Raw genomic sequence first — 25,645 nt, forward strand, 5'->3', positions numbered from 1 at the left:
CCCCGATGCCCGCGTCGGACTTTCGTGGAACAGGTGGTCGGCCTGACCGAGCCGCGGCGCCGTTCTTCGATGGCGGCGCGGTCGGCGAGGCGATCGGTCGCGGTGGAGCTCGGCGGCCGCCCGGGCGCACGTCTCTGCGCAAAGCTGCGGCTCTACGGCCGGCGGGCGGCGGGATGATCACCTCGCCGCCCGCCCCCCCCGTACCTGCACCTCGACCTGCTCCCCTACGTCACCGGCGACCTCCACGGCGGCGGCGGACCACCACCACCAGCCCGGCGATCACAGCGGCGGCCGCCAGGAGCGGCGTCCGGTTGACGCGTGCGACCCTCGCTGCCCGACCCGTCTTCTCCAGCAGCGGGTCAGGGGACTTGTCCGCCGCGTACCGCCCGGCGCGGGCCGCGCTGTCCCATGCGTGCGCGGCGGCCTGCGCGGTCTTCTCCAGCAGCGGCTCGGGGGTCCTGTCCCGTACCAGGTGGGCGGCGCGCGCCGCCTTGTCGCGGATCTGATCGGCGATCAGGGAGGCCTTCTCGGCGGTCTGATGCATCATGACAGCGGTGTTCTCCTTGTGCGTGTCGTGGTCGAGGCGCGCTTACCCTGTCATCGCCTCAACACCCCCGACGCGCGGGAGCTCTGTGCGGGTCGGCAGGGGAACAGGCCAGGGGACCAGCCGGTCGGGACGGTGAGGGAGGTCGCCGCTCCCCCATTCGGAGGGCCTGCCGTTCGGGTAAAGGCACGGCCGGGCCGGGATGGCGGCAGAACAGCGGGTACGTGTGGGGTATGAACTCACGCTCACGCACCTTCGACACCTCACCGACGTCCGGGCCGACCACGGTTCTCGACGCTGCCTCGACATGCTGGCTGAAGTCCTTGGACCGGCTCGAACGGACCACAGTGGCCGATCCCGCCATCGGAGCGCTGCAGCGGGCGATCCGCTCACTCCCCCTGGGCACCGTGCGGGATCTGCTGCGCGGCAGGCCGTTGGGGCACCCTGTGCATCCCGTGCTCGTGCAGGTGCCCATCGGGTGCTGGCTGTCGGCCTCGGTACTCGATGTCGTACCCGGGACACACCACGCGACGACCACCCTCACCGCTGTCGGACTGGCCGGTGTCGGACCGGCCGCGGTCGCCGGGTGGGTGGACTGGGCGGACCTGCCGCCCGAGCAGGCCCGGGTCGGCCTGGTCCACGCGGCCTCCAACTTCGCCGCGGTGGGCTGCTACGCCGCATCGCTGGTCGCGCGGCTCCGCGGCCGCCCGGCGAAGGGCCGGTTGTGGGCCCTGGGCGGGATGGCTGCCGTCGCCGTGAGCGGTGCGCTGGGCGGGCACGTGGCCTACCGGCAGAGCGTCGGAGCGCACCCCGCTGCCTGAGTACCCCGCGCCCGCCGCGGCGCGTATTCCGTCAGGAGGAGGGCGTTGCGGTGTGGTCGGGATGGTCGTGGGTGCGGCGCATCGTTTTGAGGCGGGCCTCCAGGAGGTGGTCCCGCCCGCCGGCCACCTCGTCGACGATGTCCCGTTCCAGTGCGCTGAAGGGCTGGTAGTAGGTGGAGTTGTAGGCCTCGATGATCTGGAACGTCCAGTGGCCCGGAATGACGTTGCGGCCCACGATCTCACGCTTCACTCGGTCGGCCTGTTCCTCGTGCCCCGCCTCGCGCAGGAGCTTGACCGCGTCGTCGAGCTCGAAATCCGCCGTCCCGGTCAACTGGTGGAACCCGTAGAGGTGCCCCCGGGCCCGCTCCGTGGTTTCCAACGCCTTGGAAAGCGCGCCCAGAGCACGCACCGTCTTCTCGTCGACGCCGTCCGGAACCTGGTGTGCCGGATCCATCTCGTTATTGCTGTCCATGGAGGACGTTCTTCCCGTAAAGCGCTTCACTTGTCCGGGGATTGGGCCAACCGGCGGAAGGTCTTTTTGCCGACTGGTGCTGTAGGACGAAGTGCAGTTCAGACACTGCACGGTGGCGGCCGGGCACCCCTCCCACCGCCAGTGGTCGATGGCCGCCCCGGACCGGCATTTCGATCGGGGTGCGTGAACTCGCAAAGGCGGGGAAGGCGGAGTCTGGGCGGAACGCAGCACTACCGCCGAACACGACGTACGGAACAGGGAGACCGGTGGAGAGTTCGTCCTTTCGCCGTCCCCCGTTGACCGGAGGAGTTGTTTTTCGCGTGACTGAGAATGTGTGGAGCTACCAGCCGACCGCAGGCCACCTGGCCGGTACCGATCTGACCGGCTACAAGGTCGAGGCGACCGACGGCAGCATCGGCAAGGTCGACAAGCACTCCGACGAGGTCGGTGACGCCTACCTGGTCGTGGACACCGGTGTATGGATCTTCGGCAAGGAGGTCCTGCTGCCGGCGAGCACGGTCATCAGGATCGACCCGGAGGAGCGACAGATCTTCGTCGCCAACACCAAGGAACAGGTGAAGAACGCGCCCGAGTTCCACCGGGACAAGCACCTCGGTGACGCCGGCTACCGGGAGGAGCTGGGTACGTACTACGGCACCGGCGCCCCCTTCGGCGGCCGACCCGCCTGATCGCCTTCCCGTACGACGACGTAGGTGCCCACACCCGGGCGGGTGTGGGCACCTACGTCGTCTGCCGGGGAACCGTACCCTCAGGGCCGGCGCACGGGGCACTGGCTGGCCCCCGCCACCATCGGCCGTGCATCCCCGCAATGCGACGGCAGCCGTGCTGGGCCAGGCATTCATCGGACACCGGCATCGAAGCGGTCTGGCGGCTGAACCGCTCCGCGGGCCAACTGATCGTTTCAGAATGAGATGGGCGCGTCTGCCGCGTCGGAGCGCCGACCCGGGGCCCACGCGCGAGCCCGCAGCCTCTCGATCAGCATGTTGTCGTCCCTCTCCCCAGTCTTGGGCTCAGGGAGGGGCTCGCGGCAACGTGTCGCGGGCGTGTCGGATGGGGGGTAGGTCATGCGCCGGGAGCTTACTGCCGGGCTGTGACTGCGTGCCGGAGCCGCCGGTGGCAGATGATGCTGCAGGCGAGTTCGAGCAGACCGTGATGAAGGTGGGCGCGCTGCTCGTATCGGGTGCGAAGTCGTATGAACTAGTGGAGCCACGCGAAAGTCCGCTCTACGACCCATCGGGTGCGCCCGAGTCCAGAGAAGTGCTGCGTGCAGGCGGGGCCAGAGGTCAGCCTCGGTCCAGTCCCTCAGACGACGCCAGGCGGTCACGCCCGAGCAACCCGCAAGCTGGATGGACACCTCGCGCCAGGCCACTCCCGTGCGCAAGACGTAGAGGATGGCGCTCAGCGCGACCCGGTCAGGCACAGGGCACGCAGAAGGTCTGACGGTCCGGGGGCCGGGGGCCGGTCAGCGGGTGTGGCGGTGCCTTCCGTGCCTGTGGTGTTCGCTGGTCGTCAGCAGCACGAGGGCCAGTCCGAGAGGCAGCAGGAACAGCAGCATCAGAGTCATGCCACTGCGTGTGCCCACTCGGGAACGGCCGACACGGGGCCAACGGGCATCCGCGGAGCGTGCACCGGATCCCGCGGCCTCACGGCGTGGGCCGCTCCGGCCGGCATCCATGGATCATGTGGGTGGAGTCAGCTGTCGGCGCAGCCATTCGGGATCGGGGTTGACGTGCGGCCGGCCTGCGACGACGACGGTCGGCACGGTCTCGTCGCCACCGTTTGCCGCCCTCACCGTGACCGCCCCCGCCGGGTCGCTCCAGATGTCGACCCAGTGCAGTCGGCGCGCGTCGCGGCCCAACCGGACACGCAGACGCAGGCAGTACTTGCAGCCCGCCCGCCAGTAGACGATCGGTCGGCCGTCAGCTTCGCTGCGGCGTTGCGCCTCCACCGCGCCGAGCGAGCGCGGGAACGCCAGCGGCGAGAGCAGTGCCGCGAGCAGGACGAACACCAGCAGGAGCGCAGTGGCAGCGGCCGGGGCCCCTCGGGCGAACAGAGCGGCCACGGCAAGTGAGCCGCAGACCGAAAGCAACGTCGGCAATGTCCAGGCGCGCATCATGATGACGCAGGTTATCGGGCCACCGCTGAGGGGCCCGGCCGTCGGCGGTCAGGCGACCAGTGCGTAGATGCTGCGGGCCGTCAGCCACAGGCCGGCGAGCAGGGAGAGCGTGACGACCAGCTGCTCCTGGTGCCGCTCCAGCCAGCTCCGCAGGGCGTTCAGCCGGGCGTCGGCCGCCGCGGGGGCGCGGAGCGCGTACGTCTCCATGACGATGAGGCTGAGCGTGGCGAGCAGGCAGTAGCCGGTGAGGGCGAGCCAATCGGTGGGAGTGGACAGGTCCGCGTCGATGGCGGTCGCGGCGCCGGCGCCGACCAGTGCCCAGGGCTGCAGCAGCCACGCCAGGCCGGCTGCGGTGGCCGGGGAGGCGTTGTCGCTCCGGGCGGCCCACCGAGGTGGGCCGCCCGGACGGGGTGGGCGGCGGTGCCGGTGGACGCCGTACAGCACCAGAACCACGCCGATGGCGAGTTTCGCGGCGATCGCGGCGGTCGAGGGCGCGCTGTGACGGGCCGGGGGCTGTCCGCCGGTCAGCAGCATCACGCAGACGATGACCGTGATCAGGTTCGCCAGCCACGACAGCATGAACGCCAGGCCCTGGCGGACGCCTCGCCGCGAGGAGAGGAGCAGGATGAAGGCGCTGTTGTGCAGGGGTCCCAGGGTGACGGCCGTACCGATCACCACCAGGTCGAGGACCATGGAATCACCCGCTCCTGAACGTCGGGGCCGTCTGCCACGTGGGAATGGGCGGGAGCGGTCAACAGGGTCGCTGTGGTGGGGTGGTGGTGCCCCGACTCTGCCGGTGGCGGCCCGGCTGGTCAAGCAGGCCACGCCCGGGTCTTCGTCCTCATCCATCCGGTCCCTTCGGACCTCCGCCCGGGAGTCCGGTGACGGCGGAGGCCGAGTCCTCGGCGTAGTACCGCCGGAGGAGTTCCCGCTCGGCGTCCCGGTGCGGGAACATGAAGAAGACCAGCAGCGCACCCAGGGCGATGGCGGCCAGGCCGACGGTGTACGCCCAGTCGTCGCCGTGGAGGAACGACTGCCGTGCGGCCGCGACGATCTGGTCGGCGTACTGGGGGTGCTGCTGGGCGACCTGCCCGGCGGAGGCGAATGACTTCGTCAGCTCGCTCTGGACCTGGTCCGACACCTCCTTGCTCTCGGCGGATGCAGCGATCGCCGCGCTGAAGGCCGAGGCGTATCCGGCGGTGAGGAGCACGCCCATGACGGACTGCATGACGGCCCCACCGAGGTCCCGTTGCAGGTCGGCGGTGCCCGAGGCCATGCCGGCCCGTCGCACGGGCACCGATCCCGTCAGCGAGTGGGATGCGGGCGTCCCGGCGAAGCCGGAACCGATGCCGATGAACACGTAGGCGAGGCCGATCTGCCAGTAGCTGCTGTCCTCGCCCCAGAACAGCAGCATCCAGGCGAAGGCGAGGAAGAGGAACGCGTAACCGGTCAGCAGGGTCGCGCGGGCGCCCCGCGTCTCGACCAGCTTCGCGGACCTCGGTGCCACGAGCACCATCATCACGGCGAGGGGGAGGATGGCGGCGCCGGCTTCGACGGGGTTGTACCCGAGCACGTTCTGCAGGTACTGCTGGCTGACGAACGCCGACCCCATCATGGAGCCGAACACGATGATTCCCGCGCATGCGGCGACCCAGAAGGTGCGCCGGCCGGCGATGTGGAGGTCGTACAAGGGGTTGGGAGCCCGGCGCTGACGCCAGACGAACCCCGCTCCGGCAGCCAGGGCGATCACGACGAGGCCGAGGACCAGTGACCCCTCGCCGGGGACGACGGCGAAGTTGATCGCCAGCACCAGTCCCGCGATCAGCAGGACGGACAGGATGCCGCCGAGGTCGTCCACCGGTTCGGCCGATTCGTTGGCGTGCGCGGGGACGAAGAGCAGGGCCATGACCAGCGCGACCACGGCGAGGGGCAGGGTGACGAGGAACACCGACCCCCAGTAGAAGCGTTCGAGCAGCGCGCCCGCGATCACCGGCCCCAGCATGGAGATGCCTCCGCCCAGGGCCGACCACAGCGCGATCGACTTCGTCCGTCCCGCCCCCGACCACAGGGCCGTGATCAGCGCCAGGGTGGTGGGGTAGGCCATGCCGGCGGAGAGCCCGCCGAGGATCCGGGCCCCAGCGAGGACGGTGTCGGTCGGGGCGTACGCGGCGAGCAGGCAGGCGGGGACGGACAGGGCGATGCCGAGGAGGAGCAGCAGCTTGCGCCCGTGACGGTCGCCCACCGCGCCCAGGTAGAGCACGGATGCTGCCAGGCCGAGCGAGTACCCCACGGCGATCAGGTTCAGCGCGGTCTGGGAGGAGTCGAAGGCCCTGCCGATCGCGGGCAGTGCCACGTTGGCCACCGACAGGTTCAAGTTGGCCACCGCGGCGACGACGATCAGGGAGGCCAGAACGAGCGGCGCGCGCGCCGGGGCCTCGGGCTGAGCATCGGTGCGGGGCGCGCCGCTCTTCGACATGGAACCTCCGGGACGGGTTGGGGCCGGCCAGAGTCAGGCCTGGTCCACCGTGCCGTGCCGCGCGTCGCCCCACGCGGATGACACGCCCACCGTCGCCGGCGGGGACGTGGTGGCCTCCCGGACCGCGGTCCGTGGACCGGCAGCCTCCGCGCCGCACGTCAGCCGCCTGCCGCCTGCCGCCCCTCCCCCACCAGCGTTCGCCCTTGCGTCAGGTGGGGGTGTGGACCGCCTTGTTCGTCGTCGTGCCGTCTTCGTCCTGGGCCCCCGACGCACCGGGCTGCCGCGAGGCGGGCGGGGTACGGATCAGCAACGCGACCAGCACCGCCAGGGCGCCGAGCACCGCGCCGACGCCGAATCCCCACCGGACGCCCGTGGCGAGGGCCGCGGTGGTGTCCGCGCCGTCCGCTGCCGCCGTGGCGGCGTGTCCCGACATGACACTGATGACCAGGGCGGTACCGGCGGCGGCCGCCACCTGCTGGAGGGAGCCCAGGATCGCCGAGCCGTGGGGGTAGAGGTGCGGCGGCAGTACGGACAGGCCCGAGGTGAAGACGGGGGTGAAGACGAACGCCATGCCCGCACTCAGGGCCACGTGAAGGGTCAGGACCAGCCACGGCGAGGTGTGTTCGCCGGTGAAGGTGAACAGCGCGAGGCAGAGCGCCGTGAGTGCGGCTCCGGGTACGACCAGGCGGGGCGCGCCGAGCCGGTCGTAGAGCTTGCCGACCTGGGGTCCGAGCAGGCCCATGGTGAGGCCGCCGGGGATGAGGAGCAGCCCAGTCTGCAGTGAGGTCAGGCCGCAGACCTCCTGAAGATAGATCGGCAGCAGGATGAACGCACCCATGAGGGCCATGAACGACAGGCACATCAAACCGAGCGACACCGAGAAGTGACGAAAGGTCAGGGCACGCAGGTCCAGCAGCGGGGCGGACGAGCGCTGCAGTGCCAGCTGTCGCCATACGAACAGGCCTACGAGCACCGCGCCGACCAGGGTGATGGCCAGCGGAGGCACGGGGGCCTGGCCCGCGTTCTCGGCGCCGAGCCCGCTCAGGCCGTACACCAGGGCGCCGAAGCCCGCTGCCGCCAGGGGGACGGACATCCAGTCGATCGGGACGGCCCGGGGCGCTCCGATGTTCACCAGTTCGCGCCGACCGAATATGGCCATGGCTCCGGCGATGGGAATCACGGCCAGGAACAGCAGGCGCCATGAGCCGAGCTGCAGCAGCACACCGGAGACGGCGGGGCCGAAGGCGGGGGCGACGGAGATGACGAGGGTGACGTTGCCCATGACCCGGCCGCGTTCGTGCGGGGGCACGAGGGTCATCAGCGTCGTCATGAGCAACGGCATCATCACGGCGGTGCCACTGGCCTGGATGACACGGGCGGCCAGCAGTACGGGGAAGGCGGGCGCGGCCGCGGCCAGAGTCGTACCGGCGAGGAACAGTGCCATGGCGAGCCCGAAGGCGGTACGGGTCGTCACGCGCTGGAGGAACCACCCCGTCACCGGGATGACGATGGCCATGGTGAGCATGAAGGCCGTGGACAGCCACCCGGCGGCTGCCGCGGTGACCTCGAAATCACGCATGAGTCGCGGGATCGCGTTGACCATGATCGTCTCGTTGAGGAGGACGACGAACGTGGACAGCACGAGGATCCGCAGCACGGCGGTGACGCGGGCGGGCGGTGGGCTGGGCGTTTCGTGTGGTGCGGACATGATGCCTTCCGTCATGTGAGTGTCCTCCGCGCGTGGCGGTCACATGACAGACTGCGGCGCCGGGAAGAACTCATCGGTCTTCCCCGATCCTGTCGGCGCCGCTGCCCGAGCACACCTGATTTTGCCGATCCAGGACGGGCAGGGGGGTGGATTCCGGAGCCGGCCGGCAGTCCGCGACAGCGCGTCCATGCCGTGTCAGTCAGGGCCTCAGCAGTCCGCCCACCCACCAGTCGTGCGGCTTGCCGTCGTTGGCGATGCTGCGGTTGCGCAGTGTCCCTTCGACGGTGAAGCCGAGCTTCTCGGCGACGGCACGCGAGCCGGTGTTCCCGGCCATGGCCCACCACTCGATGCGGTGCACGTCGAGCGTGGCCCAGCCCCAGTCGCACAGGGCCCGAGCGGCCTCCACCGAGTACGAGCGTCCGCGCTGCTCCTTGACCGCCCAGTAGCCGAGCTCCCAGACGCCGCGACTGATGAGGGTCAGGCAGTACGAGCCGACCAGGGCACCGGTGTCCTTGCGGAACGCACCGAGGGTGTAGTCCTTGTCCTCGGCCCACTGGGCGGGCAGTGTCTCGCCGACGAGCTTCTCCGCGTCCGCACGCCGGTACGGCACCGGTACAGGGGTGTAGAGCTGGATGTCCTCGTCCTGGCAGGCTTCGTACACCGCGTCCACATCGGCAGGCGTGAAGGCCCGCAGCAGCAGACGGTCGGTCTCGAGCGTCACTGGATCCATTGCCGCAGTATGACCACCACCGACAAGTGGCGACCAGCGAATATCCCGACCGAGCACCGCCACCGGCTGACGTCGGTACGGACGGCAGCCGTACCTCGGGCGCCGTAAAGACCGGTCGCTCGCCCCGGACCGCTCGCACCGGCCGCAGCGGGTCGGGACAACTCCCCTCCAGGGCTGGGAAGTTCACGCACTCGCCAGTAACATCCGGGGCCCGCAGCACGCTGCCCGAGCTGCCACCCTCGAAGGGGTCTCTCCCGCATGCGCTTGACCTCCCGCGTCGCCCCCGGCACCCGTATCGCCCCCGGCGCCCGCCCGGCCCCCGGCACCCGTATCGCCCTCGCCGCGGCCTTGGCCGCCCTCCTGCTCGGCTTCCTCCCCGCTCCGGCTCAGGCCCGTCCCGGACGCGCCCCCGACCGGGTGACGGTCGGCGACCGTACCTTCATCGCCGACGGCCGGGGCCGCGCGCTCCAGTGGCGCGGCTTCAACCTCGCCGACAAGACCAACCGGGGCACCGACGCGTTCGCCGACATCCACGAGAGCGACCTCGAAGGGATGGCCGCCCGGGGCTTCAACCTCGCCCGCCTCGCGTTCTTCTGGGACGACCTCGAACCCAGCCCCGGGCACTACGACCGCGGCTACCTCTCCAAGATGCGACGCATCCTCGACTGGGCCGACCGGTACCACGTCAAGGTCGTCCTCGACGCCCACCAGGACGTGTACGGGCCCCACTTCGGCTCTCGCGGCGTCCCCGACTGGGCCACGCGCGACGAGGGGTTGCCGTTCACACCGATACCCGACGACTGGTTCTCCGAGTACTTCGAGCCCTCCGTACAGACCGCCTTCGACCACCTGTACAAAGACGCCGATCTTCGCGCCGCGCACGCCCGCATGTGGATGACGGTCGCCGCCGCCCTGGGCAAGCACCCCGCGCTGCTCGGCTACGACCTGATGAACGAGCCGTTCGCGAAGTTCCTCGAGGGCGAGGACCTACCCGCCGCCGCGGCCCGCTTCGAGGCAACCGAGCTCACCGACCTGTGGAACCGCCTCGCCGGTGCGGTCCGGTTGGTCGACCGGACGTCGTGGGTGTTCGTGGAACCCACCGTCATCGTCGGCCTCGGCGTACCCACCCGTATGGGCCACATCGACGACCCGCACGCCGGCTACGCGCCGCACTTCTACGAGACGGCGATGGAAACCGGCGCCGACTACGACCCCGACGGCACGTTCATCCCTGCCTACGAGGCCGCGATCAGCGACTACCCGACCCGCAACCGCATGCCGGTGCTGGTCGGGGAATGGGGCGGCAACCCGTACGTTCCGCACGCCGGCCGGTTCGTCACCGACATGACGGCCGCCCTCGACCGCTTCTCCAGCGGCTGGACGTGGTGGCAGTGGTGCCGGGGCGGCGGCTACTGCTTCCTCGACGCGGCGGGCGCCGTGAAACCCAACGCCCGGCTGCTCGTCCAGCCGTACGCGCGGGCCGTGGCGGGCGACCCGCTGGCCTTCGCGTACGACCCGGCCACACGCACCTACACGCTCACCTTCCGCACCCGCGACAACGCCGAGGGCCCCACCGAGATCACCGTGCCCGCGGACACGTACCCGGGCGGCTACCGCGTCGAGGTCCGAGGCGGCAAGGCCAGGTGGGACGGCCACGCCCAGACCGTCACCGTGAGCACCCACGGCAGGCCCGGAGCCACCTACGAGGTCACGATCAGCCCGAGGTAGCACCCCCTATGACCACACGGCCGCACCTCGTTCTCCATCGGACGTGACACCCGGTAGCCGTCCGTACACGCGGACGGACGCGCGTGGGCACCGGGCGGGCCGGGCTCGCCGGGCGCGCCGGGGGCCCGGTGCCGACGCGGCAGCGGGTATGGGGGGACCATGGACGGGTGCAGCAGGTTCCAGGGCATGACCAGGGGTCCGAGCCGTCCGAACCGCCCGCGCCCGCCGAGGGCGTCGAGGGGGCCGATCAGCGGGCACTCGGCGAGGCCCTGGTCAAGGCCGTCGCGGCCGCGGGGGCGTCCATCGGCATGCTCTACCTCCCCGACCCCGCCCGGCGCGTCCTGCACCTGGCGATGACCCTCGGACTGGCCCGTGAGTTCGCGCTGCCCTGGTCCCGGGTCGTCATGGACGATCCCATCCCGGTGGCCGACGCGGTGCGCGAGGGGCGGTTCGTCTGGCTGGGCGGCCGGGAGGAGACGGCCCGGCGCTACCCGCGCCTCGGCCTCGTCCTGCCGTACGACTTCGCCCTCGCCGCCGCCCCGCTCGAACCCGATCCCGCCCCCGAGGCGGCGGAGCCCACCGGGGCCGGTCTCGTACTCCTGTGGCCCGGCTCCCACGCGCCCTGTCTGACCGACCGGGAACGCGAGGCCGTGGACTCGGCCCGCGCCCTCCTCGCGAACCACCTGCGCCGGGCCGCCGCCGACGGCCACCCCGTCCAGCCGCCCGCGCAGCCGGTCATGCTGCGACCGCCTCCCCCTCCCACGCCGGGACCGGCCGAGGCGGCCGCCGCCATGGCCTTCATCCGCCGGCTGCCCGGAGGCAGCTGCGCCCTCGATCTGAACGGCACGATCACCTTCGTCACCGACGACGCGGCCGACCTGCTCGGCGCACCCGTCTCCCGGCTCCGCGGTGCCCTGCCCTGGCAGGCGCTGCCGTGGATGGACACACCCGTCATCGAGGACCACTACCGGGCCGCGGCGATCAGCCGGCTGCCGCGCAGTTTCACCGCCGCACCCCCGATCGGCCGCTACCTGCGCTTCGACCTCTACCCGGACGACACCGGGATCAGCGTGCGCATCACGCCGGTCCCCGCCGACGGGCCCGTACCGCCGCCCGCCCAGCCCACGGCCGTCCCCGCGGAACCCTCACCCAGCCGGGCCACCGCCCTCTATCAGCTGATGCACCTGGCGGCCGCCCTGACGGAGGCCGTCCACGCCCGGGACGTCGTCGACCAGGCCGCCGACCTCCTCGTCCCCGCGCTCGGCGCCCAGGCCATGGCCCTTCTGGTGGCCGAGGAGCAGCGGCTGCGCATCGTCGGTTTCCGCGGGTACACGGCCGAGCTGATGGCCCGGTACGACGGCATCCCGCTCGGCGTCCACACGGCCACCACCCACGGGCTGCACACGGGCGAGCCGCTGTTCTTCGCGGACGCGGGCGAACTCGCGGCCGCGTTCCCGGCCGTCGTGATCGGGGACGGGATGGCGGCGTGGGCCTTCCTGCCCCTCATCGCGTCCGGCCGGCCCATCGGCACCCTGGTCCTGGCCTACGCGCGCCCCCACGAGTTCGTCCCCGGTGAACGGGCGATCCTGACCTCCCTCGCCGGGCTCATCGCCCAGGCCCTGGACCGCGCCCGCCTGTACGACGCCACCCACCAGCTCGCCCACAGTCTCCAGACCGGCCTGCTGCCGCACGCCCTGCCGGACGTACCCCACCTCGACGTGGCCGCCAGATATTTGCCGGCGGCGCACGGGTTCGACATCGGCGGCGACTTCTACGACCTCATCCGGATCGACGACACCACCGTCGCGGTCGCCGTCGGCGACGTACAGGGCCACAACGTGAACGCCGCCGCCCTCATGGGCCAGGTCCGCACAGCCGTCCACGCCTCCGCCGGCGAGCACCCGGCGGAGGTGCTCGCCCGGACCAACCGGCTCCTGACCGACCTGGAACCCGGGCTCTTCACCAGCTGCGTGTACGCGCACATCGACCTCACGGCCCGCACCGCCCATCTGGCCACGGCCGGCCACCCGCCTCCGCTGCTGCGCCACGCCGGCGGCCCGGCGAAGATGCTCCACCTGCCGCCCGGGCTGCTCCTCGGCATCGACCCGAACGCCTCGTACACGGCCGTCGAGGTCCCCTTCGAACCGGGCACCCTGCTCACCTTGTACACCGACGGGCTCGTCGAGGTTCCCGGCGAGGACCTGGAGAAGGGCATCGCGGCCGTCGCCGACCACATCACCGCGACCCACGAACGCCATCCGGTGGGCACGCTGGCGGACGACCTCATGGACCGAGCCCGCGGCCGAGCACCCCGTACCGACGACATCGCGCTGCTCCTGCTGCGCTTCGCCCGGGAGGAGCGGCGAGACCTCGGGTGAGTCGCCGGTCAGGGTCGCATCCGGTCGGAGTGCTTCACAGAGCGCCGTCGGTGGGGAGGAGGTCGGCGACGAGGACGGCGAATTCCTCGGGGTCGAGGATGCGGATGCCCAGTTCCTCGGCCTTGGCCCGTTTGGAGCCGGCCTTCTCGCCCGCCACCAACAGGGTCGTGCGCTTGGACACGGAGGAGGATGCCTTTCCGCCGGCCCGTTCGATGAGTTCGTTCATCTCGTTGCGGGACAGCACCGCGAGCGGGCCGGTCATGGAGCCGGTCACCACGACGGCCTGTCCGGCCAGCGGGCCGCCCTCCGTGCCCTCGCCGTCGGTCGCGTCGCTCGTGTCGCTCGTGTCGCTCGCGGGCTTCTGCGGCTCGGTGACCTGCGTACCGACCCGCTGGGCCTGGAGTCTGTCGAGGAGCGGGGCGAGTTCGAGGAGCTCGGCAGCGATGACGCGGGCCTTCTCGGTGCCGATGCCGTCGACCTCGGCCAGGGTGTCCGCGTCGGCGGCCCGGATCGCCGCCATCGAACCGAAGTGCGCGGCGATCCGGCGGGACATCGTGCGCCCGGTGCCGCGGACGCCGAGGGCGCAGAACACTCGGCTCAGTGCGGCCCCGCGGGCGGTCTCGATCGCGGTCAGGAGGTTGGTGGCGCTGGTCTCGCCCATCCGCTCCAGGCCGAGGAGCTGCTCGCGCGTCAGGGTGAACAGGTCGGCGACGTCCTTGACCAGACCGGCTTCCACCAACTGGACCGCGCGCGTGCCGCCGAGACCTTCGATGTCGAGCTGGTCCCGCCCCGCCGCGTAGATGACCGAGGCCACGGCCTGACAACTCCTGCCGCGCACGCACCGCCACCGCTGCTCGGAGGCGTCGATCGCGTCGCCGCAGCGGGGGCACGCCTCGGGGAGGGGGATCGGGCTCTCGGCGCCGGTGCGCTGGTCGACCAGCGGTGCCTCGACCCTGGGGATGACGTCCCCGGCCCGGTACACGTACACCTGGTCGCCGATCATGAGCCCGCGCCGGGTGATGTCGGACGGATTGTGGAGCGTGGCGTAGGTGACCGTCACCCCGTCGATGACCACGGGCTCCAGAACGGCGCGCGGGGCGATGATCCCGGTCCGGCCGACGTTCCACTCGACCGCCAGCAGGCGCGTCACCTTGTGCTCGGCCGACAGCTTGCGGGCCACCGCCCACCTCGGGGCGCGCGAGCCGTTGCCCGCCCGCAGCTGGTCCTCGGCCGCGTCGGCCTTGACGACGACACCGTCGATGCCGAACGGCAGCTCTGCGCGCAGGCCGGCGATCACGTCGATGCGTTCCTGCACCTGCTCCATGGTCGCGCACCACATCGGGGCGGCGGCCGTGCCGGCGGCAGTGCTCGCGCCGAGCGCGGCCAGCTTCTCCAGCAGGGCGGTGTGGCCGAGCTCGTCCAGGCCGATCGCGCCGTAGGCGAAGAAGGTCAACTCGATGCGGTACGGGCGGTCCTTGGCCCGCAGGGTGCCGGCCGCTCCGCTGCGGGGGTGCGCGAAGGGCGTGGCCGCGTGGGCGAGCCGGATCCGGTTGGCCTCCTCGAACTGCGATGTCGTCAGGAGCACCTCGCCGCGCAACTCGACGTCGATCGGTTCCGTGAGGACCGGCGGCAGCCCGAGGACGGCGGCGGCTGCGTGGGTGATGTCCTCACCGGCCAGGCCGTCACCGCGGGTGAGCACCTGGACGAGCCGGCCGCCCCGGTAGCGGGCGGCCACCGCGAGGCCGTCGAGCTTCGGCTCCACGCACCACCCGGCCACAGGGCGCCCGAGACGCCGCTCCAGCCCCGCGGCCCATTCGGCGAGCCCATCGGCGTCGAAGACGTTGTCGAGGGAGAGCATCGGCACCGAGTGCGGCACGTCACCCTGCACCGCCCCGCCCGCCACCTTCCCGGTCGGCGACTGCGCGAGCACCTCGTCCGGGTGGGTCTCCTCGTAGGCCGCGATGGCGCGCAGCAACTCGTCGTACTCGTCGTCGCCGAGCGGCGTGGTCCCGTCGCCGTAGTACGCGGCCGACGCCGCCACGGCGGTGGTCACGGCCTCCGCGTAGGCCTGGGGAGAGGGCAGGGCGCTGTTTTCGGTCATGAACGTCATCATCCTGCCCCCCACTGACAACGCCCCCGCCCGGCCCGTCTCACGCCGGCCGCTCGCCCAGCTTTGGAAGGGCCGTCGGTGGATCATCCAGCCGCACCCCATGACCTGCGGTGATGCCGCCGTCCCGACATGTGGCGCCGTTCTCGCCGGCCGGCCGTGAGCGGGTATCTTCGTCCGGTCTCGGACGGGAACCGGACCGTCTGCTCAACCCAGGGGAACCACCATGACCGATCTCCACTCGCTGCGGACCAGCCTCGTGTCAGGCGAGCACGAGTTCGCCGACACCCTCGCGTTCGTCGCCGCGCACTACGAGTATCAGCCGAAGGCGTTCCGCAACGGGGAACTGGAAAACGCCGCGGGTGAGAACGAGGGTTCCTGCAAGACGCTGGGACTGGCGCTGCTGGAAGGGCTGAGCGACCAAGAGGCGCTGCTGGCGTTCGGTGAGCACTACCGCAGTGTGCTGGCGACGCCGAACGACACGGACCACGGCAACATCCGCAACCTCATGGCCCATGGTCTGGCAGGGGTGAGCTTCGCCCGGCAGCCGTTGGCCCCCAAGGCCTGAACGGCGTGGACCGGGCCCCGGTGCGGCGGACGCTGCCGTCCGTCAAGACGGTCCCGGCGTGGGCCGCCGGCCCGCACGGAACGGCAGACGCCCTCCTGTCGATCGCAAACCGTACGGCCGGTAAAGCATCGGCCCCTATGGAGTGAATCGCGCCGCAACCCCGTGACCCTTGGCCGGAACCCTTCATACGGTTGCCCCTCTTCGCTCATCACCACAACTGGGGGGGCCGGTGCGCAACCACCGACTCGTAATGACCGCTGCCTTCGTGGCGGCCGGTCTCGGCATCATCCCGGGCATCGCGCGGGCGGCGGATCCCGTGCCTGCCGCGGCCGGCGTGGCCGAGGCGATCGCCAAGGCGTCCACGTCCGAGGGCTTCCACAGCCCGGCGGACCGCACCGTCCGCACCACCCTGCCCACCGCCGCCGCGGCCGGGGGGAAGACCATGGCGAACGCCGAAACCGCCGCCGCGGCCGCTGCGACCGAGCAGGCCGCACTCGACGCGGGGGCCAACCCGGCCCTCGCGGTCGATGTCAGCGGCACCAGCTACACCGCGCACGGCATCGAGCTCACCGCCCTGATCACGAGCGCCGACTTCACGCTCGACATCGTCATCGACTGGGGCGACGGGAAGACCGACACGGCAACCGCCCGGGGCAACCACGAACTGCACCTGTCGCACACGTACGACAAGTCCGGCGAGTACCAGGTGCAGGTCAAGGTGACCGACACGGTCAATGCCGTCCAGGCCGCCAACGGCGGGGCGTTCCTCACCCCCGGCGCCGACTTCACCCCGCACGCCCCGACCCGCCTCCTCGACACCCGCAACGGAACCGGAGCCGCGCTCGGGAAGGTCCCCGGCCAGGGCTCCACCCGCGTCAAGGTCGCCGGCAACGCCTCCGTCCCGGCGGGCGTCACCGCCGTGGCCCTCAACGTCACCGTCACGGAGACCGTCGACAGCGGCCACGTGACCGTGTGGCCCGGAGCCGGCCACGAGCGCCCGAACACCTCGAACCTGAACTACACGGCCGGCCGCTCCGTCCCGAACATGGTGATCGTGCCCGTCGGCGAGGACGGGTACGTGGAGCTGTTCAACGGCGGCTGGCAGCCGGTCGACCTGATCGCCGACGTCACCGGCTACTTCACCCGGGCCTCGGCGAACGGCTACACCTCGATGACGCCCGCCCGGTTCGTCGACACCCGCGAGGGCGTCGGCGCGGCCCGCGGAAAACTCGCCGCCCGCAGCGCGTTCACCACCCGGATCGGCGGGTTGCAGGGGGTGCCGCAGAACATCAAGGCCGTGGCGCTGAACGTGACGGTGACCGAACCCGAGGGGCCCGGCCACATGACGGCCTTCTCCGGCACCGGGCCGGTACCGACGGCGTCGAACCTGAACTTCGTACCCGGACAGACCGTGGCCAACGCCGTGATCGTGCCGGTGGCCGCGGACGGCACGATCAAGATCTTCAACGGGGCCTGGTCCCCGACCCACGTGGTCGTCGACGTCGTCGGCTACTACAGCCCGGACAGCAAGGCCGCCTTCCTGCCCTTCGCCCCCTTCCGCACGCTCGACACCCGCCAGGAGGCGTACGGGTGGCCCGGCGGCAGGTTCCGGGCCCGGGAGTACATCACGCAGGGGTTCACGCCCGAGGCGGCGACGGGGGTCGAGGCCTACGTACTGAACGCCACCGTCACCGAGACCCGCGGCACCGGATTCCTCTCGGTCGCCCCGAGCCCGTACGCGCTGCCGGCGGCGGGTGAGCCCGCCGCACCGGCCGGACCGCGCCCGGTCTCCTCCACCCTCAACTGGACGACCGGGGACACCGTCCCCAACCTGGTCCAGGCGAGCGACGGCGACCACGGCGTCATCACCTTCTGGAACCAGGGCCACGAGGACGCCGACCTGGTGCTCGACGTCTTCGGTGTTTACCAGACGAAGTAGCGAAGTAGCCCCGGGGGGGGTGGCGCGCGCCCGAACACGCCACCCCGGCCGGGGCCCGTTGCCCCGGCCACCGCCGGGACGGGGCGTGACCCCGGCACCCTTTCCTTTCGTACGCCCACGGGCGACTTCGGGCCGAGCGCGTGACGGCGCGGTTGCGGGGTAGTCGCCTCGTGACGACGACCTGGGCGTCGCAACCCTGAACGGCATCGCCTCGGTCAGGCTCGGCGCCGCGCCGCGCCCCGCCCAGGACCCAGCGGCGCTGCCCGGAACGCCGGACCGATGTGTCGCCCGTTCGAACAGATCGAAGAAGGGCAGGGTGTTCCCATCATGACCACGGCAGAACGGCAGCCCCACGTCGCCGACGACTCGGTGGGCGTGCTGGTTTCACGCGCCTCGCAGCAGATTTCCGAGCTGGTGCGCGAGGAGATACAGCTGGCCCGGGTGGAGATGACGCAGAAGGGAAAGCGGTACGGCAAGGGCGGCGGCCTCTACGGCGCCGCAGGTCTGGTCGGCCTTCTGGCGCTTCAGGCCCTGACGGCAACCTGTATCGCCGCGCTCGCGCTCGTTCTGCCGGTCTGGGCCTCCGCCCTCATCATCACCGTCGTACTGGGGGTGGTGGCGGGCGGGACCGCCCTCGCAGCAAAGAAGCAGATCGCCCGGGGCGGTTCCCCGGCTCCCGAGCAGACCATCGCCAGCGTCAAGGCCGACCTGGCCGAGATCAAGGAGAAGGCACACCGATGAACGACGACGCCCGAACCAACATCGGCACCCCCGCCCCCGCCCCCACCCCCGGGGATCCCGGCTCCGCGGAACTTCGCGACCAGGTCGAGCGGACCCGCGACGAGCTCGGCAAGACCGTCGAGGCCCTCGCCGCGAAGGCCGACGTCAAGGCGCAGGCGAAGGAGAAGGCGGCGCTGGTCTCCGACCAGATCCGCGAGAAGGCCGGTGACGCCGCCCAGCTGGTGAAGGACAAGACCCCCGACCCGCTCCTGGAGAAGGCGGACCAGGCGGCGACGGCCGCACGTGCCAACCGCACCCCGCTCCTGCTGGTCGGAGCCGCCGCGGTCGTCCTCCTGCTGATCCGCCGCAGCCGGGGGCGCCGCCGGTGACCGCGTACCGACCCGCTCCTCTGTGACGGGTCGGCGCGGGCGCCGCGATGCACGCTGACGGCACGGAGACGGGCGCGCCCAGGTGGGCGCGCCCGTCGTCGTCTGTCCGGACGCGGTCCGGCATGACCGGCCCGCCCTCGTCCGCTCGCTTATGGACACGAGTAGGGCGCACACCGCCTCCATGTCCTCACCGGCCTCCATGTCCTCACCGGCGCCCGGGAGTATGATCAACCCTAGTTGTTGAATATGAAACCAGCTGGGGGAAGGGGCCGGGACATGGCTGCCGCGGAAGTCCAGATCCTCACCGGGCGGGACGTCCCACTGGGCGGACCACGGGCGATGACGGTCCGGCGCACACTGCCGCACCGGTCCCGGACGCTCATCGGAGCCTGGTGCTTCGCCGACCACTACGGCCCCGACCGGGTCGCCGACTCCGGCGGCATGGACGTCGCACCCCACCCGCACACCGGCCTCCAGACGGTGAGCTGGCTGTTCCGCGGGGAGATCGAGCACCGCGACAGCCTGGGCAGCCACGCCCTCGTGCGACCGGGCGAACTCAACCTCATGACCGGTGGCCACGGCATCAGCCACACGGAGGTCTCCACCCCCGGCACGGCCGTACTGCACGGCGTCCAGCTCTGGGTGGCCCTCCCCGGCGAACACCGCGACGTCCCGGGCGACTTCCAGCACTACGCGCCCGACCCGATCCACATCGACGGCGCGCAGCTGCGGGTCTTCCTCGGCTCCCTCGCCGGCGCGCTCTCGCCGGTGCGCACTTTCACCCCGCTCCTCGGCGCCGAGGTCCTCATCGACGCCGGTGCCACCGTCGGCCTGGGCGTGGACCCGGAGTTCGAGCACGGGCTCCTCGTCGACCAGGGCGAGGTCCGTCTCGACGGCGCCCTCCTGCGCCCCGCCGAACTCGGCTACGCCTCCCCGGGCCGCAGCGCCCTCACCCTCACCAACGCGTCCGACCGGCCCGCCCGGACGGTCCTGCTGGGCGGCCCGCCCTTCGAGGAGGAGATCGTGATGTGGTGGAACTTCGTGGGCCGCAGCCACGAGGACATCGTCCGGGCGCGGGAGGAATGGGAACGGGCCTCGGACCGCTTCGGCACCGTCGAGGGCTACCCCGGCCCCCGGCTCCCGGCCCCCGCGCTGCCCAACGCCGTCATCGCGCCCCGCAAGAACCCGTCCCGCCACTGATCGCCGTACCGAAAGGACCTCCGCCATGAGCGAGTCCCCCACCACCGCCCCCGTCGTCCGCCACAACGACGCCCGCCACCGCTACGAGATCCTCGTCGACGACAGCCGCGCCGGCCTGACCGCCTACCGCGACCGCGACCACCAGCGGGTCTTCTTCCACACCGAGATCGACGACGCCTACGCCGGCCAGGGGCTCGCCGCCGTCCTCGTCCAGCAGGCGTTGGAGGACGTCCGCGCCTCCGGGCGGCGGATCGTGCCCGTCTGCCCGTACGTGGCCAAGTTCCTCACCAAGCACCGGGAGTTCGCGGACATCACCGACCCCGTCACCCCCGAGGTCCTCACCTGGCTCGACTCCCGGCTGGGCCGCTGAGGGGTCGCCGGGCCGCGTCTTCAGGCGGGGAGGGCCATCAGGAGCGGGGGCGGCGGTGGGCGGCGGGGAGCCGCCCACGGGTCCGAGGGTCAGGCCGGCGGCGCCGCGACGGCGGCTGCCACCCGTTCGGGTGGGGGACCAATCCGCTCGGCCCGCGGAGGCGAATGCCGGGTGTGAGCAGCATCCACACCACCCTCCTCCGTACCGCCCGTGGGGCCTCGGCCAGGCTTCTGGCCGGCTTCACAGCGCTGGCCGTCGCCGAGCTGACCGCCGGTCTGGTGCGGCCGGCCGCCGGGCCGGTGACGGTGGTCGGCGGCGCGGTCATCGACCGGACACCCGCGGGGGTGAAGGACTTCGCGATCGCACGTTCGGGGAGAACGACAAGATCGTCCTCCAGGGCGGGATCCTGCTCCTGCCGGCACTCTTCGCGGTCGTCCTGGGAGTCGTGTCGCTGCGGTACCGGCGTGCGGGGGCGGCGGGGGTCCTGGTGTTCGGGGTCGTCGGCGCGGCCGCGGCCCTGAGCAGGCCCGATTCCGCGGGCGTCGGCGACGCGCTCCCCTCCGTCGTGGGCGCCCTCGCGGCCGCGGCCGTCCTGTACGGCCTGGCCGGCAAAGCCGCCTCCGTCGGCTCCACTTCGGGTGACACGGGCACCGGGAGCGGCTGGAGTCGACGGGGGTTCCTCACCACGGCGGCCGTGACCGCCGCTGCCGCCACCGGAGCCGGGGTGGCCGGTCGGGCTCTGTCCGGGCGGCGCGGCCTCCCGCAACAGCCTCGCGCTGCCCGCTCCCGCCTCACCGGCGCCCGCCGTCCCGGCTTCGGCGCGGCCGGGTATCGCGGGCATCAGCTCCTTCACCACACCCGCTCGGGACTTCTACCGGGTCGACACCGCCCTCGTCGTACCCGGGATCGACGCCGGCGCCTGGCGGCTGCGGATCCGGGGGAAGGGCGTCACCCGGCCCCGCAGTTACACCTTCGCGGAACTGCTGGCCCGGCCGCTGATCGAGCGTGACATCACCCTGACGTGCGTGTCCAACGAGGTGGGCGGTTTCTACGTCGGAACCGCCCGCCGGCTCGGGGTCCCTCTGGCCGGCCTGCTCGCGGAATGCGGTGTCCGGGCGCCGTCGAAGGGCGGCGGGGCCGACCAGTTGGTGGCCCGCTCCGTGGACGGAATGACCCTTGGATCCCCCGTCGAGGACGTGATGGACGGGCGCGACGCGATGCTCGCCGTCGGCATGAACGGCGAGCCGCTGCCCTTCGCGCACGGCTACCCCGTCCGGATGGTCGTACCGGGCCTGTACGGCTACGTGTCCGCCTGCAAGTGGATCACCGAGATCGAGCTGACGACGTTCGACGCCTACGACCCGTACCGGGTCAAGCGGAAGTGGGCGCCGCGGGCGCCGATCAAGACGCAATCGCGGATCGACCGCGCCACCGACGGCACCGCGGCGGTGCAGACCGAGGAACGCGCGCGGACGATCCCCGACGGTGCGAGCGGCCGGCACAGCGTCTTCGTCACCGTCCCCTGAGACCACCGGACCGCCGACGGGCCGGGGGGCGCGTCGAGATCGGATCATGTAGGGATGGACCACTCCTCATCTGTGCCACCGACAGCGGTGCGCCTCACGCGATACACGAAGATCGAGCAGGCGGAAATCCTCGGCGAGGGGGCCGATCCGTTCGGCGTCGCCGACACCGGCTTGGCATGGCTGCCCAAGAACGAGCACTTCGGCATCAGGCTGGAGGGCCGGCTCGTGGCGCATACGGGCCTGCTCCGGCTGCCCATGTCGGTCGGTGGCGCCGAGGTCGAGGTGGTGGGGGTCGGCGGGGTGGCCGTCGCAGCGGACGTACGCGGACGGGGACTCGCCCGCCTCGTCATGGCCGCGGCCCTCGACCACGCCCGGACGATGGGCCCCCGGCACGGACTCCTCTTCTGCCGACCGCCGCTCGTCGCCCTGTACCGGCGACTGGGCTGGCGGGTGCTGGACCAGGACGTCAGCGTGGAACAGGAGGAAGGTCCCGTGATCATGCCGTTGCGCACCATGTGGACACCGCTGCACGAGGACGCGGACTGGCCCCCCGGAGCGGTACGACTCCTCTCGTACCCCATGTGACGCAGGACCCCGCACGACGTGCCCGCGCGCTCATGATCCGGCCCGCCCGGGGCACACGGTCGGCACCCACCGGAAAGGAGCCCTCCATGCTGGGCATCGCCGCCGCAGTCCTGTTCTTCATCGCCTTCCTCATCAACGCCGCCCACATCGCCACCAACGACGTCCTGAGTTCGACCAACTTCATGCTGATCGGTCTCGCCGCACTCGCCCTGCACGTCGCCGGCATAGGCAGCGCGCGGCCCGCCCGCGGCTGGGGCCGCCGACGCTGACGGCCGAGGGGTGACATCGCCCGCGGAACACGGCCGTGTGGCGGGGGGGTTTCGCAGGTCGGTGATGACGCCCTGCCGGGCGGTCGCGGCCGGTCCGATACGTCACGAGGATGTCCCCGATGCCGGGCCCCACCGGGAGGTGCAGCCTGCGGTTCGGCCATCAGGTCGTACCGGTCGGCAGGCCTGCGGCAGTCTGCTCCGCCGCCCTTGAGAGTGTTTGGAAGACGACATCGGGGCATCCACACAACTCAGCCTTAGCCAGCCGACAGGAGACAGCAAGTGACCACCTACGTCATCACCGTGCCCGGCACGTTCCTGACGGACGTCGACGACGCAGCACGCTCGAAGCTGGCACGGAAGCTGGCTTCGCACCACACCGACCTGAGCGAGACCGAGGACGTGGAGCTGCTCACGGTCCACGAGGGGGGCACCTTCTCCGTCCGGCTCGAGGTCGAGGCCTCGGACCGGGCCGCGGCCGAGGACAGCGCCGTCCACCTGCTGGCCGGGGCCCTCGGGGAGCTGGGGCTGACGGAGAAGGAGGCACCCCTGGGACCGCCGGCGGTCACCGGTGTCGACGGCGAATCCTGACCGCGCCCACCCGGCTCGGGGTTCGGGCACGGGCTCGCGTGCGAGCTCGCTGACCGCATCCGGCCCCGTGCGGGGCGTCGTTCGCCCTTCCCCCACCCGCCCGTCGGCGTGGGGGGCCGGGGACGAAGCACCTCCCCTTCGATCCCGCGCCCCCAGGGCATCACGCGGCGGAGCGGACCTTTCTCGTCTCATTGACGATATGAGCGCCCATCCATTATCGTCGCATCGACGAAATGAAGGGGGTTCGCCATGGCCGACATCATTCGGCGCTTCGGCTGGCGTCATCTGCGCTCCGCACCCACCGCTCACATCCGCCACCACAAACGCGGCCGGCTCGTCCACGACGGCCGGGGGCTCAGCTTCTGGTACCGGTCGCTGTCGGCGGCGCTGTCCGAAGTGCCGGTCGACGACCGGGAGCTGGCCATGGCCTTCCACGCCCGGACGGCCGACTTCCAGGACGTCACCGTCCAGGCCACCGTGACCTACCGGATCAGCGGACCGGCCGAGGCGGCGGACCGGCTCGACTTCTCCGTCGACCCGGACACCGGGAGCTGGCGCGGCGCCCCCTTGGAGCAGATCGCCACCCTTCTCACCGAGACGGCGCAGCAGCACTCGCTGGACGTCTTGGCCCGGACCCCGCTGGCCGTCGCCCTGGTGGACGGCGTCACCTCCGTGCGTCAGCGGGTCGCAGACGGCCTCGCGGCCGAACCCCGGCTGCCGGACACCGGCATCGAGGTGGTGGCCGTACGCGTCGTGGCGATCCGCCCCGAGGCCGAGGTGGAGCGCGCCCTGCGCACCCCGGCCCGCGAACAGATCCAGCAGGAGGCGGACCGGGCCACGTACGAGCGGCGGGCCGTCGCCGTCGAGCGGGAGCGCGCCATCGCCGAGAACGAACTGGCCAGCCAGATCGAACTGGCCAGGCGAGAGGAGCAGTTGGTCGAGCAGAGGGGCATCAACACCCGCCGCGAGGCCGAGGAGAAGGCCGCGGCGGACGGCGTACGGACCGAGGCCGAGGCGGCGCGCAAGGTCCGCCTGGCCCACGCGGACGCCGAGGCGGAGCGCGAGACGGGTGCGGCGCGCGCCGAGGCCCGGGCCGCCTGGCTGCGGGTGCACGGCGAGGCCGACCCGAGCACGCTGCACGCCATGGCGGTGACCCGGCTGGCGGAGAACCTGCCGCGGATCGAGAGCATCGCCCTCTCCCCGGACGTGCTCAGCGGGCTCCTCACCCGGCTCGGGCGTCCGCAAGGCGGAGCGGGCTCGTGAGCCTGGCCCCGCGGGCGGTGCTCGTACACCGCAGGACCGAGTACGAGGAACTGCTCACGCGGCACGGGACACACGGGCAGGCCGCCTTCTTCCTCTCCAGCCGGGGCCGGTCGATCGACGAGGTGGTCCGCCGCCACGACCGCACGCAGCAGGCGCTGCGGGAGGTGGCGGCGGCGGTGCCCCTCACCTGGCGCAGCTCCCGGGTGGAGCGGGCGGACCTGGACCGTTTCCTGTTCGCCCCGCAGGACGTGGTGGTCGTGGTCGGCCAGGACGGGTTGGTCGCCAACACCGCCAAGTACCTGGGCGGGCAGCCGGTGGTGGGCATCGACACCGACCCGGGGCGCAATCCGGGGGTCCTGGTCCGTCACCGGTGCGCCGACACGGCCGCCCTGCTGCGCGCCGCGACGGCCGGCGGAGGCCGGACGGAGGAGCTCACCATGGTCGAGGCAGTCGCCGACGACACCCAGCGCCTCCTCGCGCTGAACGAGATCTACCTGGGCCCGCCCGGCCACCAGACCGCCCGCTACCGTCTGGGCCCCGACGGGGAGAGCGACCCGGGCGAGGCCCAGGCGTCCTCCGGAGTGCTGGTGGGCACCGGCACGGGCGCCACCGGCTGGCTTCGGTCCCTGTGGCTGGAGCGCGGCAGCACCGCCGAGCTGCCCGCGCCGTGCGAGGCGCGGCTCCTGTGGTTCGTACGCGAGGCCTGGCCCTCGCCCGCGACCGGAACGACGCGGGTCGCCGGCGAGCTCGGGCGGGGGCAGGGACTGCGCCTGACCGTGGAATCGGACCGGGTCGTGGTCTTCGGAGACGGGATGGAAGCCGACGCCCTGGAACTGACCTGGGGTCAGAGCGTCCGGCTGGGCATCGCGGAAACCTCGCTGCGCCTGGTCGCCTGAGCCTGCCGCGGCACGCTCCGCGCGCTCGGGCAAGCGGCCGGGCGTGTTCCGGCGCAACGATTCCCCAGTTCGTGAGGCGGGGACACGATGTGCGCCCGAAGTGGGGGCGGACCGTCGTGTCTGCCGCCTCTCCTCGAACACTGCACCGAGTATGGGCACGTCGGGTCGGGCCGCTCGGTCCGTACGAATCGGAGTCAGGCGATGGTGCACGACGTGGCGGAAGCAGGCGGG

The 25,645-nt window shown here is 71.9% G+C and carries 23 protein-coding genes and 2 pseudogenes; 16 read left to right on the forward strand and 9 right to left on the reverse strand.

The features are described from left to right. Positions 1–229: 229 nt before the first annotated feature. Entirely contained in the window at positions 230–547 is a 318-nt protein-coding gene (locus tag ACS04_RS15510; protein ID WP_048477192.1) for a hypothetical protein, read from the reverse strand. Positions 548–777: 230 nt separating this feature from the next. On the opposite strand from ACS04_RS15510, the gene ACS04_RS15515 reads away from it, so the two are divergent. Then, entirely contained in the window at positions 778–1,365 is a 588-nt protein-coding gene (locus ACS04_RS15515) for a DUF2231 domain-containing protein (RefSeq protein WP_158977288.1), read from the forward strand. Positions 1,366–1,396: 31 nt separating this feature from the next. On the opposite strand, the gene ACS04_RS15520 is transcribed toward ACS04_RS15515, so the two are convergent. Further along, positions 1,397–1,837 (reverse strand): hypothetical protein, encoded by a 441-nt coding sequence (locus ACS04_RS15520; RefSeq protein ID WP_048477193.1) that lies wholly within the window; start codon positions 1,835–1,837, stop codon positions 1,397–1,399. Positions 1,838–2,157: 320 nt separating this feature from the next. Between ACS04_RS15520 and ACS04_RS15525 the strand changes: the two genes are divergently transcribed. Continuing rightward, positions 2,158–2,526, forward strand: coding sequence for a PRC-barrel domain-containing protein (locus ACS04_RS15525; protein ID WP_048477194.1), 369 nt, complete (start codon positions 2,158–2,160; stop codon positions 2,524–2,526). A gap of 409 nt (positions 2,527–2,935) precedes the next feature. On the opposite strand, the pseudogene ACS04_RS36270 reads toward ACS04_RS15525, so the two are convergent. The 6 genes and pseudogenes from ACS04_RS36270 to ACS04_RS15550 all read right to left on the reverse strand — a co-directional run. Beyond that, a pseudogene (locus ACS04_RS36270) lies at positions 2,936–3,320 on the reverse strand (transposase); the annotation flags it as partial. 216 nt (positions 3,321–3,536) lie between these two features. Then, on the reverse strand, positions 3,537–3,974 hold the full coding sequence (locus ACS04_RS15530; protein WP_048477195.1) for a thioredoxin domain-containing protein: 438 nt from the start codon (positions 3,972–3,974) through the stop codon (positions 3,537–3,539). A gap of 48 nt (positions 3,975–4,022) precedes the next feature. After that, on the reverse strand, positions 4,023–4,667 hold the full coding sequence (locus ACS04_RS15535; protein ID WP_048477196.1) for a GAP family protein: 645 nt from the start codon (positions 4,665–4,667) through the stop codon (positions 4,023–4,025). 148 nt (positions 4,668–4,815) lie between these two features. Continuing rightward, positions 4,816–6,450 (reverse strand): MFS transporter, encoded by a 1,635-nt coding sequence (locus ACS04_RS15540; protein WP_048477197.1) that lies wholly within the window; start codon positions 6,448–6,450, stop codon positions 4,816–4,818. A gap of 208 nt (positions 6,451–6,658) precedes the next feature. Then, positions 6,659–8,158 carry a DHA2 family efflux MFS transporter permease subunit gene (locus ACS04_RS15545; RefSeq protein WP_048477270.1) on the reverse strand — a complete coding sequence of 500 codons (1,500 nt, stop codon included), beginning with the start codon at positions 8,156–8,158 and terminating at the stop codon, positions 6,659–6,661. Between the two features lie 199 nt (positions 8,159–8,357). Further along, on the reverse strand, positions 8,358–8,888 hold the full coding sequence (locus ACS04_RS15550; protein ID WP_048477198.1) for a GNAT family N-acetyltransferase: 531 nt from the start codon (positions 8,886–8,888) through the stop codon (positions 8,358–8,360). 258 nt (positions 8,889–9,146) lie between these two features. Between ACS04_RS15550 and ACS04_RS15555 the strand changes: the two genes are divergently transcribed. Both ACS04_RS15555 and ACS04_RS15560 read left to right on the forward strand, forming a co-directional pair. After that, on the forward strand, positions 9,147–10,616 hold the full coding sequence (locus ACS04_RS15555; protein ID WP_078864793.1) for a cellulase family glycosylhydrolase: 1,470 nt from the start codon (positions 9,147–9,149) through the stop codon (positions 10,614–10,616). A 167-nt stretch (positions 10,617–10,783) separates the two neighbouring features. Further along, complete coding sequence (locus ACS04_RS15560; RefSeq protein ID WP_245236407.1) at positions 10,784–12,994, forward strand: PP2C family protein-serine/threonine phosphatase; 2,211 nt, start codon at positions 10,784–10,786, stop codon at positions 12,992–12,994. A gap of 34 nt (positions 12,995–13,028) precedes the next feature. Here ACS04_RS15560 and ligA read toward each other — a convergent pair whose 3' ends face one another. Continuing rightward, a complete protein-coding gene (gene ligA / locus ACS04_RS15565; protein WP_048477199.1) occupies positions 13,029–15,104 on the reverse strand; it encodes an NAD-dependent DNA ligase LigA in 2,076 nt (691 codons plus the stop codon). A gap of 223 nt (positions 15,105–15,327) precedes the next feature. On the opposite strand from ligA, the gene ACS04_RS15570 reads away from it, so the two are divergent. The 12 genes and pseudogenes from ACS04_RS15570 to ACS04_RS15625 all read left to right on the forward strand — a co-directional run bounded on the left by ACS04_RS15570 (position 15,328) and on the right by ACS04_RS15625 (position 25,414). Beyond that, a complete protein-coding gene (locus ACS04_RS15570) occupies positions 15,328–15,669 on the forward strand; it encodes a HopJ type III effector protein (RefSeq protein ID WP_048477200.1) in 342 nt (113 codons plus the stop codon). A gap of 250 nt (positions 15,670–15,919) precedes the next feature. Further along, a complete protein-coding gene (locus ACS04_RS35290; RefSeq protein ID WP_053080786.1) occupies positions 15,920–17,608 on the forward strand; it encodes a PKD domain-containing protein in 1,689 nt (562 codons plus the stop codon). 327 nt (positions 17,609–17,935) lie between these two features. Further along, complete coding sequence (locus tag ACS04_RS15580; RefSeq protein ID WP_048477274.1) at positions 17,936–18,349, forward strand: phage holin family protein; 414 nt, start codon at positions 17,936–17,938, stop codon at positions 18,347–18,349. Further along, a complete protein-coding gene (locus ACS04_RS15585) occupies positions 18,346–18,717 on the forward strand; it encodes a DUF3618 domain-containing protein (RefSeq protein WP_048477201.1) in 372 nt (123 codons plus the stop codon). Before ACS04_RS15580 ends, ACS04_RS15585 begins: the two co-directional genes overlap by 4 nt. Before the next feature lie 276 nt (positions 18,718–18,993). Beyond that, a complete protein-coding gene (locus ACS04_RS15590) occupies positions 18,994–19,917 on the forward strand; it encodes a pirin family protein (RefSeq protein ID WP_167352588.1) in 924 nt (307 codons plus the stop codon). A gap of 25 nt (positions 19,918–19,942) precedes the next feature. Then, on the forward strand, positions 19,943–20,287 hold the full coding sequence (locus ACS04_RS15595; protein ID WP_048477203.1) for a GNAT family N-acetyltransferase: 345 nt from the start codon (positions 19,943–19,945) through the stop codon (positions 20,285–20,287). A gap of 164 nt (positions 20,288–20,451) precedes the next feature. Further along, positions 20,452–21,813: pseudogene (locus ACS04_RS15600) on the forward strand (molybdopterin-dependent oxidoreductase). 54 nt (positions 21,814–21,867) lie between these two features. Then, a complete protein-coding gene (locus tag ACS04_RS15605) occupies positions 21,868–22,398 on the forward strand; it encodes a GNAT family N-acetyltransferase (RefSeq protein ID WP_048477204.1) in 531 nt (176 codons plus the stop codon). 86 nt (positions 22,399–22,484) lie between these two features. Then, positions 22,485–22,667: a hypothetical protein gene (locus ACS04_RS15610; RefSeq protein WP_048477205.1), complete on the forward strand. Its 183-nt coding sequence runs from the start codon at positions 22,485–22,487 to the stop codon at positions 22,665–22,667. 279 nt (positions 22,668–22,946) lie between these two features. After that, complete coding sequence (locus ACS04_RS15615; protein WP_048477206.1) at positions 22,947–23,255, forward strand: hypothetical protein; 309 nt, start codon at positions 22,947–22,949, stop codon at positions 23,253–23,255. A gap of 249 nt (positions 23,256–23,504) precedes the next feature. Next, positions 23,505–24,518, forward strand: coding sequence for an SPFH domain-containing protein (locus ACS04_RS15620; RefSeq protein WP_048477207.1), 1,014 nt, complete (start codon positions 23,505–23,507; stop codon positions 24,516–24,518). Beyond that, positions 24,515–25,414, forward strand: a complete 900-nt coding sequence (locus tag ACS04_RS15625) for an NAD(+)/NADH kinase (protein WP_048477208.1) — start codon at positions 24,515–24,517, stop codon at positions 25,412–25,414. Before ACS04_RS15620 ends, ACS04_RS15625 begins: the two co-directional genes overlap by 4 nt. Positions 25,415–25,645: the final 231 nt, after the last annotated feature.

The organism is Streptomyces roseus (assembly GCF_001044425.1).
GTDB classification, from domain to species: domain Bacteria; phylum Actinomycetota; class Actinomycetes; order Streptomycetales; family Streptomycetaceae; genus Streptomyces; species Streptomyces roseus.